The sequence below is a fragment of the Flexithrix dorotheae DSM 6795 genome (genome assembly GCF_000379765.1).
GTDB classification, from domain to species: Bacteria; Bacteroidota; Bacteroidia; order Cytophagales; family Flammeovirgaceae; genus Flexithrix; species Flexithrix dorotheae.
The window spans coordinates 17,910-31,480 of the sequence record NZ_KB903435.1 but is presented as its reverse complement, the minus strand read 5'-3'; the positions used below and the strand labels follow the sequence as shown (position 1 = coordinate 31,480).

Below are 13,571 nucleotides of genomic sequence, written 5' to 3'. Positions count from 1 at the left end.
AATGAATATTTTTGGTACCATTCTCTGCAATCCCTAAAAACCTGAAATATTAAATTTAAAATCTTCGAATTCAGGTCTTCCGATTATTTAATTTTTTAATTAGTTTTATTCCATCATTTCGGATTATACGAACCTACTTTCCTTTTTTATTACCAACCTTTTCGTACTTACAACACCCATTTCTATTTGAATTTGGACTGAAGAATTTAAAAGCTTCTACCCGGGTAAGTAAACAATAACTTAATACTTGCACTGACTTCCTTAAATTATTATCTCTCTAAATCATAGTACCTGCTTTGGAGCAAGGGTGCTTAACAAGGGAAATTTTTTCAACATTTTTAAAATAAGCTCATGACAAAAGGATTCAACAAACTTCAAAAAGAAAGAAGGAAATTTATGGTAGGTGCCAGCCTGCTTGGTTTTGGTCTGGCAACAGGCCTTACTTCCTGTGCTTCAACAAAATATAATTCACAGGTCATCGCAAAGCCAGGTCTGGCTAAGCTGAGAATTAGCACAGACCGGGTAATTAAGGAAACTGTCGGACTGAGACCGTTTCGAAAGAATGGTTTCCGGTTAGAAAGCGAAGAATTAGGAAATAAAACTATTGTGCATAACTATGGCCATGGGGGAAGTGGCTGGTCATTATCCTGGGGAACTTCAAACATGGCGGTAGAAAAGGCAATAGCTACAGGAGCTGACTCTTATGCAGTAATGGGTTGCGGAGTAATTGGCCTTACATCTGCCAGATTATTACAACTGGCGGGGAAAAAGGTAACGATTTACACCAAAGATTTACCCCCTAATATCACTTCCAGTAAAGCCACGGGGACCTGGTCACCTTCGTATTCCGTAATTGAGGATGAATACATGACAGAAAGCTTTAAGACTACCTGGAAAAAAGCCTGTCTTTTCTCTTTTAAATCCTACCAGAATCTGTTGGGCTTAAATGATGAGGTAAAGTGGGTGGATGATTATTTTGTAGATACTGGAGCACCAAGAAAGGGAGGCCATAGTAGTGAATTGCATGTTGATGGCCTTTTGCCCAAAAAAGTAGTGCTAACAGGAGATCAACATCCATTTCAATTTGAACATGTAACCTGGAGTACAACCATGGTTTTCAATATTCCCGGTTATTTACAAAAAATGATGAATGATTTTTTCAGATTTGGAGGAAAACTGGAGATCAAATCATTCGAATCTACTGAGGATGTTGATCAACTGGCCGAAAATTGCATCATCAATTGTACAGGATTGGGAGCCAAAGCTATTTTCAAGGATGAGAATTTAATGCCTATTGCCGGGCAATTGTCATTTTTGATTCCGCAGGACAACTTTAATTACAGATTGACTACGCCAGGAGGTTATGCTATCCCTAGAAAAGATGGGATTGTATTGGGTGGAAATACGATAAAAGGCAGTTGGGATACCACTCCTTCCAAAGCACAAACTGAAAAGGTAGTCAATGCGCTTTCTGAAGTGATTAATGGAATGAAAATCGGATAAGCTATTTTTAGCAGGAAAGGAATAACTTTCCTGCTAAAATTAAGTTTTTTTTATTAAATTAATTAAACCAGTTTCCTCCTTCTGCAATCATCTCTTCCTGTAGATGAATCATTTTTGTTTTCATTTTTTCAACAATTTCTGGATGCTTATTGGAAACGTCCTGTTTTTGTTCGGCATCAGCTTCCATGTCGTACAACTCAAAATACTGAGTCTTTTGATTATTCAGGTAATCCATATGTAGCTCTTGAAATCCCCACATTGACCATGCAGGGGCTCCTGGTTCTGGTTTAAGTTTGGCGAATGTTTTTGGATTATAATGGGGTTGGTAGGGGATTTTTTCCTCAAAGCCCAATAAAACCCAGTTTTCCTCGCGCAACATTGAAACAGGTTCATGAAAATATCGATAAAAAAATACTGGTTTTTCCCGTTTGAAAGCTTTTTGAGGGCGGTAAAAAACTTCTGATAAATCTTCTCCGTCAAATACTTTGTTTTCGGGTAAGTTAGTCTGTGTGATTTTGGCTATTGTAGGCAAAATATCGACAAAACTGCCTACTGTGCCAACTGGCATATTTGCTTTGGGAATGCCTGTTCCTTTTACAATAAAGGGGACTCTTAAACCTCCTTCAAAATTAAAACACTTTTCCCCTCTGAATGGGGCATTGGAACCCCACACCTGAGAACCATTATCAGAAGAAAATATAATAATTGTATTTTTATCCAGATTATTGGCTTTAAGATAGTTCATTAATTTTCCTACAGCCAGATCAAGATTTTCAATGGCACCATAATATTGCTGTTTGTAAGCATGTTTTTGGCTTAAACTATCAGGGGCAGCCACTTTTTCATGTGGTTCATTAAACCAGATATTCATATAAAAAGGCTTTTCTTGATGATCAGTAAGCCAGGTAATGGCTTCATCTACTACCAGTTGACAGGAATATCCTTCTAATTCTCCCACACGCTCACCATTTCTATGAAAATTTACCGGATTATGATGGGAAGGTTGGGCATTATTGAAAGTATAAAAAGCATAATCAAAACCCTGATTCTGGGGTAGAGGCTGTTCAGTACCTTCGGAAGTGAGATGCCATTTTCCAAAATGACCGGTCTGGTAGTCCTTTTGTTTCAGCATTTCTGCAATGGTAACTTCTTCATTTCTCAGGTGCATTGGGGAGTTTTCAGGAATCCAATTGTAAATTCCGACTCTTGCGGCATTTCTGCCAGTTATTAATGCTGCCCTTGAAGGAGAACAAACTGCAGCTCCACAGTAAAAGTTTGAAAATTGCAGTCCTTCCCTGGCCAATTGATCAATATTTGGGGTTTGGCAAGTCGGAGGTTTTTCTGCGGGGTTTTGATTCAACCTGCGATAAGTCGAAATATCATTATAACCCAGGTCATCAGCCAGAATAAAAATAATATTTGGAGGGATAGAAGTTTCATGTTTTTGTGGCTGACAGCCCCAAACCAACACCGTGATAAACAGGAAAAGTGATCTCATCATGAAAAGAAGAACTGGTATATTGTATATTTTGAAAACTTTAAAGATACAGTTCTTTTTTAAATTAGAGTAGTTGCCAGGATGGCCCTTTTCGGAAAATTTCCATAGAAAAAATTAAGAAACGAATGTTTTTAAAATGATAGTCTTACTTTTTTGGAAGTATCTGTGAATTCAAGCCCTAAGGTAAGAGAAATTCCAACTGTCTCCATGGGATCATTAATTAAATTTGTAACTCCAAGTTGGTTACAATTAGGAAGTGGAAGTAGGGGAGGGGAAATTGTAAGCAAGATGGTATCACGCAGCGCATGATAGTGGATTTTTAGGTGAAGGATAAAATATTATAAATCAGTAATTTATAAAAATAACATGCGGCATATTATGCAGCATATTTTGGAAAGTACGCAGCATATTTGAATATAATAGGCTTTGAAAGGAAATTAGGGAGGTTTTTATGGAGAATATTGCAGCATTTTTTATCCTCCATATGCGGTAGTTAGTGAGTTTTAGGATTACCCCACATAAGTTTTATGTTTGATTATAAGCTTGGTTATAATTTTGATGCTGCTGAATGGCTAAAAAAGTTAACAGGAACAACAACAAGAGAAGAAAGAGGACATTCTAAAGATAGATACAATAATGATTCGAATAATGATACAACATGGAATATTCCACATCATGGTGGAGCAAAGTATATGGATTCATTAGACATTGAAATAAGATCAACAGGAGAGAAAAGAAAAATAGCAAACCCAGAAAAAGAAAATCTATGAAAACAATATTAATTTCTATTGCAATCATAGCTCTTTACAGTTGCAACAAGACAAAAATAGATTGTGAAGGGAAATTTATCGATTATGGTACTGAAGAATATTTAGTGATAGAAGAAATAGCAAAAAAAATCGATAAACTAAAGGATGGTGGTAATATTAAAGATGCTATCACTACCTCTCTTCAGGCAATAGAAATATACCCATGTGAAAGTGCTTTTTATGCTAACTTAGCCAATTTATATTATAAAAATAGTGAGCTTATTAAAACAGAAAAATATCATAAGATAGCTATTGAAATAGATCCAAATCATCCTCATATATATTTTATTTATTATAACCTTTCAAATGTCTTAACGGATTTAGAAAAACATGATGAAGCTAAATTTTGGAAGGATAAGGGCAAAAGCTTAGACCCTAGATAAAATTTAGTAGGGTAATTTGGCTAAAAGTTGTGATGGAGCAAGATAAGGGATTAAGAGCAAAAAGAATGAAATAAAGAATTTTATTTGGTTTGCTTTGTTGAATTTAAGCCGGAAATTTCACTGTAGTTTACTTTAGGAAATGATACTGCAATATTGGGTTTTGAAGCATTGGGTATTAGCAGTTAAATTGACATTTGTGACACAAAAGTCCTTTCTACTTCTCCTTCCCAATTTCCAAAAACCCTTACGAAAATGGCAAATAATCACTACCCGGATAATCTACGGCAATAATTGATCAATTATAAGTACTGGAATTTTGAAAAATATGTCTTTGTTTTAAGAAAAAGGAAGCGATCTGGGAGTTCTCCCAAAAAAGCTAAAACTTAATTTAATTAGGGTTTATTGTTTATTTTGAATCGTGCTGCATAAATAAATTATTCCATTCGGGGTCACCAAAGGCGCTTCCAGATAAATCATCAATCCTCTAGATTTAGACTTTTTACTTCCCAGCCAGATTACAGCAAGGACTTTTTAGTACCAATTATCCTAAGGACTTTCTCAAAAAGCTAAATACAAGGTACAATAAGTTGTTTACATTATTCAAAAACCAGGCTATTTACCAGATTATGCACATTAGTCAATGAGTAAATTTTTTAGGTTGGTCCTAGTTATCTTAAATTTCTCCAACACTGATACATAGCCCTGGGAACATGAAAGCAGCCTTTCCATTTTCCTCCTTTCAGGGATAATAGTGGTTTTCCTTCTCGGTTAAGATAGCCATACCATTCACCGAATTCTGGATCTGGAAAATGGGCCCAACTGTAATGATGAACTTTTTCAAACCAGTTTACTACCTCAAAACTTTTGGTTAATCTAAAAGCCTTTGAAAGAGCCACTAAGGTTTCAAGATGTACCCACCAAAGCTTTTGGTCCCATTCCAATTGTAATGGAGGTTTTCCTTTAGCATCTAAAAAGTAAAAAATACCACCATATTCTTTATCCCAGCCATAATCAATCAAATGAATTGTAGTAGATACCGCTCTTTCAATCAATGCCTGATTGCCTTGTTGTTCAGCAATATCCATGATAAACCACATTGCCTCAATTCCATGACCGGGATTAATCAGCCTACCCTCAAATGTATCTAAGTGGAGACCTTCAGGGGTTATATTTTCATATATAAGCCCATCTTTTTTATCAAGAAAAGTATTCATCACTAATTCTATACAATCATTGAGAGTTTGATGCACAAGAGAAGACGAAAGAGAGTCTTTCAGTTCCAAAACCAGATTTGACAGGATCATAGGAAGTGCAAAGTTTTTCATTGGTCGGTTACCAGTACTTTTTTCATATTTACCTTTAGGATTATTTTTTCTTTTAAGAATATTATTAAAAATTTTCACTCCTAAATCTAAATATTCTTGATCACCTGAAGCCAAGGCATATTGATTAAATGCCATAGCAGCAAAGCAATCAGAAAAAATATTATAGGATTGAATTAGTGGGATACCTTTTCTGTCTAAAGAAAAGTAAAAATTTCCATTCGAATCTAAAGCATATTTTTTTAGAAACTCAGCTCCTATTCTTGCTGTTTCCAACCATTCTTCTTTTTTTTCAACTCTATTGTAAAGCATGGAAAAGGTCCATACCTGACGCCCTTGGAGCCAGACAAATTTATCGGTATCAAATATTTCACCTTTTTGGTCCAGACAGGTCATATACCCACCGAATTTTCGATCAACGGAATATTTTCCCCAAAAAGGTATGATATCCTGCAATAGGCTGGTTTTGTATAGCTTTGCGTATTTATTTAAAGAGTTCATATATAATTTCTATGAAAGGAGAGGAGAAAACAAAAGTTATTGAGGGCTGGATAACAGTTCTTCAATTTTAATTTTCTGGAAAATTAAATCTGCCTGGCTGCCCTCATAAAGAATTCCAATGGTTTCCTCATCTATTGAGGTCATACAGGAATAACCTCTGCCGTAGCCCTCATCAAGGAGCATGTGATATTGAGCTGGCCAAGAATTTCCCTCATCCTTACTTACTTGAATAGTAATATGATGTCTTCCTTTGGTGGTATGAGGATTTGAAAAAAGGAACAGCTGTTTACCCTTGTAATTATGGGTTATCAAACTGGCCATACAAACAGGTTCAGGAAGTAATTTTCGTGAAGAAGGATGTTCTACCCACGTTTTACCCAAGTCTTTTGTGATGGCAACTGACCTTGCACCAGATGCTGTTCTACCGCGATCATCTCTCATATTCAGCATTAAGCTACCATCTTTTAATTGTACTATTTGAGCTTCAGTAGTATGAGACTTTGCACCTGTTCCCATATGCCATGTCTTCCCATGATTTTTGCTGTAAATTAAACTAGAATGCGGAATTTGCTCAGCGTCTTTAAATTGTGCAGGAAATACTAATGTACCATCTTCAAGAGTAATCCCTTTACCAGGACCTTGTAATAATAAATACCATTCAGTTTTTTTGATCTGTCTGGTTATATTAATAGGTTCTGACCACGTTTTGCCATCATCATCGCTTTTTACCAATACAAATTGACTGGTTTCTTCAGGTGTTAACCCAGGTTTGGAAGCCCACCAATTCCGTTTTCCAGGATGTCCATGAGCCCAAATTCCAGCTACCCAAATGGTTCCTGTATTTCGGTCTACTAAAATAGAGGGATCACCAACTCCATTTTGAATTTGGGGTTTACCATTGTACTCACCCATGTCAATAATTATTTTCATAGGTTCCCATGTTTTTCCTCCATCAGTACTACGTTGCATTCCAACATCGATATCCTCTTGCAAGTCCACGGAACTGTTTCTTCGGATATCATATACAGCTATCAAGGTACCTTTATTGGAAGTGGCTAATCCCGGAATCCGGTAGGTGTCTATATTATCCTCTCCATGTTTCCGCAATGCTATTCCTGTTCGTAGAGCATGTTTATTTTGTGAGTTTTCAGGCAAGATTTTTTCTCCATCAATAATCATATAAGCACAATCAGGATTTAATTTTTCTAAAAGGCTTGCGGACTCATCAAGGTCACAGCTTATCCAAAAAGAATTTGTACCGTGCTTTAATTTCTTTTGCCCATTTACTACATATTGTCCATTTACCAGATTCAATTTACCAAATAATTCATGATTAGAAAATTCAGCTGATGAACCTGTGTAAAACACATTCACATTTTTAACTGGAATCCCAATCTGTTTTAAATTTAAGGACTCTACCTGTAGTGGTTCTGATACCCCTGATGTATGCACTAAAATTTGCATTATTGGGTTATTGTTTTTGCCTTTAAGGACTGGAAAAATTGGTTTTTTAACTACCACAGAATCTAAAACCATTGGAGCATCCGAAAGAAATGTTAAATCATCTATGACAATTCCTGACTCCTCTGTAGCCTGGCAAATAAACTGAATCTTTTCTGCAGGTTCTTCCAGATCAATATAAATATTGGTAAAATGGCCAACAGGGATGGTTTCATGGACAGCCTTAATGGGAGACCACTTTCCCTGATGGAATTTTTTAGATTCAAATTTGAAAGCTCCTTTAGAAGACCATTTTTCGGCTTTTAGTGATATGCCTCTTAATGACCCCAAAAAGGGCTGGAGATCTAGTTCAATAATAGAAACTGGTCCCATTAATTTTAAAGATTTTTCCCCTGTGGCTACAGGTTTGGAAATTACTTTAGCCCAACCTTGGGAAATATTCAGATTTATTTTCCCAGAATTTCCACTGGTAAAATCTCCAACATTGAATTCTTCAAAATCCAGCGATTGTAGTAAGGGATGATCTTTCTTTATTTGGGAAGTACAAGTGCTGAAAAATATCATTCCCAGGCAGATTAAAATCAGGTGTTTTTTCATGGTTATTGATAATAAATTTTCTTCTAGTATTAATTTTCAGTTAATGAGTTTCATATTCTGAATTTTGCAGCGTTTCCCAACGCCCTTTCACTAATTCTACCAATGCAGCTGTAAACATCCATTTTACAAGTTGGGTATGGTTTCCAGTAAATTCTCCAATGGGCAGTTTAATTGCGATTGATTTAAGATACTGGTCTTTTTTTAAAAAAATGTGATGATAAGATGGATCATTTACCAACCGGAACTTTTTTATTATTGTTAATTTTGTTTACATTGATGTAGGTCAGATTACTTTTTCCAGAAGAATTCCGGGGTAAAAGCAGACTGAAAATATATCCCAAAATAAAGGCTGATATCATACCTGTAAAAGCATAAAGAAGTAGGTGAAGGGAAGTATGAACCTTTACATAATATTGTACAAAACCACTCAATACCAATCCGATTAATGCACCGGTTCCGTGAGCTTTTTGGGTAAAAATTCCCAGTAGAAATAATCCTCCAAGACCCCCGGCAAATAGCCCAATCACTTCATTGAATTGATCCCAAAGAGAAAGAATATTAAGGTTAGCCATAAGCAAGGCAGTTCCGGTTCCTAAAACACCAATAATTACAGTTACTTTTCTGGCAAATTCGAGCTCTTTATATTCATTACTACTGGCTTTAAAAAGTTTATAAAAATCATTTGTAATTACTGTAGCAACTGAGTTCATACTGCTATCCAAGCTAGACATTGCAGCTGCAAAAATGGCGGCAATTAAAACTCCGGAAATGCCATCTGGTAATTGAGATACAATATACCAAGGAAAAATGGTATCTGTATTATCCAAAGTTGGGTTCAAGGTTTCCGGATAATTTTTGAAGAATAAAAATAAAGCTGTACCAATTGAAAAAAAGATAAGTGCAGAGGGAAGTACCATCCAGGCTCCGGTTTTAATACCATTAGCAGCACTTTTCTCATCTCTGGTAGTTAAATACCGCTGAATAACCGTTTGATCACTTCCGTACTGAATAATATTAGAAGCAATCCCTCCAATAATTACTACCCATAGAGTAGGTTGGGAAAAATTGAAATCCAAATTAATAGGATTAAATTTGCCATTGGAGCTTATTTGTTGCCAGATTTCAGAAGAATTGCTGCCGATCTGAATAGGAATCCAAATTAAACAAAACAATGCTCCACCTAATAAAACAATAACCTGCATTACATCAGTCCAGATTACAGCTTCAATACCGCCTAGTACTGTATAGATAATACTTAGGACTCCCATTATTAAAATACAAAGGCTTACATCTATCCCAGTTACTACTGATAAAGCCAGAGAAGGTAAAAGCAATACAATACCCAGACGACTAATTTGCATGATTACGTACATGGCAGCCCCAATCTGTCTGGTGGTAGTGTTAAACCGTTGTTCCAGGTATTCATAAGCTGAAGTAAGATTCAGTCTTCTGAAAAAGGGAAGGAAGAAATGTATAATTAATGGAGCAACCATGATGACAGTCATTAACATAAAAAACATACTCCAGTCGGTTGCATAAGCCTTTGCTGGAATGGCCATAAAGGTAATGGCACTAAGTTGCGTTCCGAAGATACTTATTCCTGCAGCCCACCACGGAATTCGTCCCCCAGCCTTAAAAAAATCAGTGGTATTTTTCTGGTTTTTGGAAAAAATAAAACCTATTCCTACTAAAATTAGCAAATAAGCTATTACAACTGTATAATTTATCCATCCGAAGGATTCTGTTTTTTGTGGAGTCCCTTTTAAAAGTACTTTAGTTCTGATACCGGGGGATATTTCCCCACTTGGGATAATTATTTCTCCATCCCAAACTAATGCCTGAGTTGTAACCTGACTGCTATTTGGAAGACTATTAAGTTCCCTCCAGGAATTGGTAATGGTTTGATAAGCATATACTTTTTTACTGAATCCCGGATGCTGGTTTAAAATTATATCCCTTTCTTCAATTAATTTTACTCTTTCATTTTTTTCAGCTTTGGAAATAAGCATTTCATATTTCTGCAATTTATTCAATAAATCTCCATTAGAACCACCTATAACAAACATAGAATTAGATCCAAAAGTAACCCCGGTTGCAGCTGAAAAGGGAATAAGTTCCCCATTTTTATTTTTTAAGTGAGAAAGTGATTCCCAACTATTTTTAGTTGGATTAAAACAAAAACCATCATAGTATACCTCACTTATCCCACTGTTTTGAAGTTGTCTTCCTCCTAAAAGATAAAAACAATCGTTATCTCCATTTGACTGTACTAAACCCAGGGCATGGGATCGGGCTTTACCTGGCCAGGCAGGTTGCTCTATCCAGTTGGCATGGGTTTTATTCAAGTTTAAGGATAAAAACTTAGTTGAAACATTATGGTCCGTCTCTCCGCCTGCAATATATATAGTTTCTCCAATTATACCTCCAGCTGCATTGGCTAAAGGAAATGGTAAGGATGTTTGATCTTGAAGAATAATATTCTTGGAGATAGGATCCCATTGAATTAAAAACGCATTATTTTGTACTCCTTTTTCATTGTTTCCACCAATACACCAAAGTCCGTTTTTTGTTGAAATGGAAACACCATAAGCTAATGAAAAAGGTAATTTGAATTCCTTTTGGGAATACCATTGGTATTTGTCTCCGTTTTTTTCCAATACATAAATATCATCCCACCATTTTTTTGATCCACCTTCCCAGGGTTTACCATCAGGAAAATTGGCTCCCCCAGCAAGAATCAAAGCACCATTATGAACTCCGGCAAACATTCCTGCAAGACCATATTGTTGATTTTGACCTGGAGCAGGAGGGAGGTTGTTAAATTCTTCCCAGGTAAAATAATTATTTTGATTTATAGATTGTACCTTGGGTTTGCAACATGACATTAAAAGGAATAGGTGGAATATGATCGAATAGGATACAATTCTCTTTTTGTTGATAAAAAATAGCTTCATTTTCAAATTTCTGATGGGAACCTGCCTCATTCAAGAACAAGAGGCAATTCAAATTCTCATAAATTACTAAACCCTCGAACAATAGTTAAAAAAACCAATATTCTCAAGGTCTGTTTTAAGTTTTTCTAATTGCTCGGGTGAAGGATTTTTGACCGGAGAACGGAATTCACCACAGTCCATTCCTACCAATTTCATAAAAGCTTTTCCTGTTCCTATCCCACCATATTTTCCTAGCAAACGGATAAAAGAAATAGATTGGTTTTGGAGTTCCTTTGCCCTTCGTAAATCACCTTCTTCAAATGCTTTAATTAACTGATGGTATAAAGGTGCTGCGTAATTATAAGTACTTCCTACTCCCCCTTTTGCTCCCATAGCCATAGCCGCAAGCAAACATTCATCTCTTCCCCATAACAAGTCATACTTTTGATTTTTATATTGTAAACAAAGACTAAAGTCCATTAAATCTTCCTGTGTGTACTTTATTCCGGCCAGATTTGGAATCTTTTCATCAGCGATCTGAAGAAATTCATACATGGAGTAATGGCAGCCAGAAAGCACTGGAATGTGATAAAAATAGAAAGGCATTGTGGGCACAACAGAAGTTACTTCTGCACAGAAATCTACTAATTGTTCTACATTGGCAGGTTTAAAATAATACGGGGCTACTAATGAAATGGCATCGTGCCCACAAGCTTGAGCATGAAGAGCTAATGTTTGAGAATCCAAAACAGAAGTGCCTCCAACCAGAGAAATAAGCTTAAGGTTGGTGGAGGTTTCTCTTCCCCAGGCAGCAAATACTTGTTTTTTTTCTTCTAGCGTGAGGGAAACCCCTTCGCCTGTGGAACCACAAATAAATGCTCCATTGACTCCGTTTTTTTTAAGTGAATTAACCAAAACAGGAATCATTCGCAAATTCAAATTTCCTGTTTCATCAAACGGTGTAAAGGGAGCAGCTATGATGCCTTTTAGTTTCTGTATTGTCATGTGTACATTAAATTTGGTTAAATGAAGTCTGGAAATAAGCCTGGAAAAATATTAAATTCTTCCAGGCTTACTACAATTATCAATATCCTGGGTTTTGAATGATTTTTGAATTTAAGCCAATTGTAGCTTCAGAAATTGGAAACAATAAAAGATGATCATTACCTTTTTGGGCTATTAAGGATGGAATAATATCAAAAGCTTTATCGAATCTAACCAAATCCCACCATCGTTTGCCTTCAAAAGATAGCTCAAATAATCGCTCTTTCAAAATCTTCTCTTCATTTTCTTCCTGACTTCCATTTACAAATTCGTGATTTGCAAAATCATTCCCATAAGCCCTTTGGCGTACCAAATTTATTTCGGTTGACGGGTCCTGACCCAATCCATTTTTCGCTTCTGCTATCATTAGTAAAATATCAGCGTATCGATACAAAATGACATCATCCATAAATTTGGTGGTTCCTGCATCTTCAAATCCTCTGAATTTTCTTACCGCTGAAGTATAAAAGGTGGAATTATTGGCACCATCGTAGGTGTATACTTCTACAAAAGAGGTAACTTTCCGACTGTCATCATCAGAAAACTGGTCCCTAAGTAAAGAAGAAGGTGCCCATCTGTTTAATCCTCCGCCAATTCCTAACAATGCTTTGGTCTCTTCAGTAGTATTGACAGGAATCTGATCTCCACGGATAAACATACTGCTATTGTAATTTCCTCCAGATTCCAAGTCTTCAAAATGAATAGCCATAATAATTTCCTTATTACCTTTGTTATCGTACCGGAATACCTTGTCATAATCCTCAAGCAAGGAAACATCAGAATTACTTACCTGAGAAAGTGCATCAAGTGCAATTTGAAAATCACCAGGACCACCGTTCATTCTATGTGCAGTCCACAAAAAAACCTCTCCTTTTAGAGCATTTACTGCAGGTGCAGACCATTCACTTCTAGCAGATGGAAAATCATTATCTGGAAATAAAGATAAGGATTGTCCTATATCGTTTTTAATTTGGATGAATATGTCTTCTTCAGAAGCTCTTGGTTTAAAAGTGGTGACAGGGTCATAACCTTCAGTAGGTTCTGTAACCAATGGAACACCACCCCAGGTTCTAACCATAACAAAATACACATAAGCACGCATAGCATAGGCTTGAGCAAGGATAATATTCTGTGTATCATCATTTACAAAACTGATTTCAGGTACATATTTGATAATAAGGTTTGCATCGTGAATGACAGTATAAAGACGAAGCCAGTTGGGACCGGCATAATTGGCATCAAGGGTATTTTCAAAAAAACGTTCTCTCCCTTCAGAAGCTTGAAGCCCATAACTCAATTCTTCACTTCTTGCTCCTCCCCAATAATAAAGGTTTTCTGCAGCCTGGTTTCTGAAACGGTCATACATTCCGTAAAGTCCTCCTTTTGCATCCTCTTCTGTTTTCCAAAAGGAATTTACAGTCATACTACTTACAGGAGATAATTCCAATTCATCTGTACAACTAAAGGTGGTGAACAAGAGCCAAAACCAAAAAATAATTATATTTTTATGTGTCATGATT

9 protein-coding genes are annotated in these 13,571 nt (G+C 36.2%); 3 read left to right on the top strand and 6 right to left on the bottom strand.

Annotation, left to right across the window (positions count from 1 at the left end):
- Nucleotides 1–351 precede the first annotated feature (351 nt).
- Nucleotides 352–1,503: an FAD-dependent oxidoreductase gene (locus tag A3EM_RS0109890; protein ID WP_020528042.1), complete on the top strand. Its 1,152-nt coding sequence runs from the start codon at nt 352–354 to the stop codon at nt 1,501–1,503.
- Nucleotides 1,504–1,561: 58 nt separating this feature from the next.
- Here A3EM_RS0109890 and A3EM_RS0109885 read toward each other — a convergent pair whose 3' ends face one another.
- Nucleotides 1,562–3,004 (bottom strand): sulfatase-like hydrolase/transferase, encoded by a 1,443-nt coding sequence (locus A3EM_RS0109885; RefSeq protein WP_157637807.1) that lies wholly within the window; start codon nt 3,002–3,004, stop codon nt 1,562–1,564.
- A 524-nt stretch (nt 3,005–3,528) separates the two neighbouring features.
- Here A3EM_RS0109885 and A3EM_RS0109880 point away from each other — a divergent pair.
- Nucleotides 3,529–3,771: a hypothetical protein gene (locus A3EM_RS0109880; protein WP_020528040.1), complete on the top strand. Its 243-nt coding sequence runs from the start codon at nt 3,529–3,531 to the stop codon at nt 3,769–3,771.
- Nucleotides 3,768–4,193, top strand: a complete 426-nt coding sequence (locus A3EM_RS0109875; RefSeq protein ID WP_020528039.1) for a tetratricopeptide repeat protein — start codon at nt 3,768–3,770, stop codon at nt 4,191–4,193. Before A3EM_RS0109880 ends, A3EM_RS0109875 begins: the two co-directional genes overlap by 4 nt.
- Before the next feature lie 668 nt (nt 4,194–4,861).
- On the opposite strand, the gene A3EM_RS0109870 is transcribed toward A3EM_RS0109875, so the two are convergent.
- From A3EM_RS0109870 to A3EM_RS0109845, 5 genes are all read right to left on the bottom strand, one after another.
- Nucleotides 4,862–6,016, bottom strand: coding sequence for a n-acyl-d-glucosamine 2-epimerase (locus A3EM_RS0109870; protein ID WP_020528038.1), 1,155 nt, complete (start codon nt 6,014–6,016; stop codon nt 4,862–4,864).
- A gap of 36 nt (nt 6,017–6,052) precedes the next feature.
- Nucleotides 6,053–8,074 carry a sialidase family protein gene (locus A3EM_RS41990; protein WP_020528037.1) on the bottom strand — a complete coding sequence of 674 codons (2,022 nt, stop codon included), beginning with the start codon at nt 8,072–8,074 and terminating at the stop codon, nt 6,053–6,055.
- 227 nt (nt 8,075–8,301) lie between these two features.
- Nucleotides 8,302–11,028 carry a sodium:solute symporter family protein gene (locus A3EM_RS0109855; protein WP_211211954.1) on the bottom strand — a complete coding sequence of 909 codons (2,727 nt, stop codon included), beginning with the start codon at nt 11,026–11,028 and terminating at the stop codon, nt 8,302–8,304.
- A 66-nt stretch (nt 11,029–11,094) separates the two neighbouring features.
- A complete protein-coding gene (locus tag A3EM_RS0109850) occupies nt 11,095–12,012 on the bottom strand; it encodes a dihydrodipicolinate synthase family protein (protein ID WP_020528034.1) in 918 nt (305 codons plus the stop codon).
- 79 nt (nt 12,013–12,091) lie between these two features.
- Entirely contained in the window at nt 12,092–13,567 is a 1,476-nt protein-coding gene (locus A3EM_RS0109845; RefSeq protein ID WP_020528033.1) for a RagB/SusD family nutrient uptake outer membrane protein, read from the bottom strand.
- Nucleotides 13,568–13,571 lie beyond the last annotated feature (4 nt).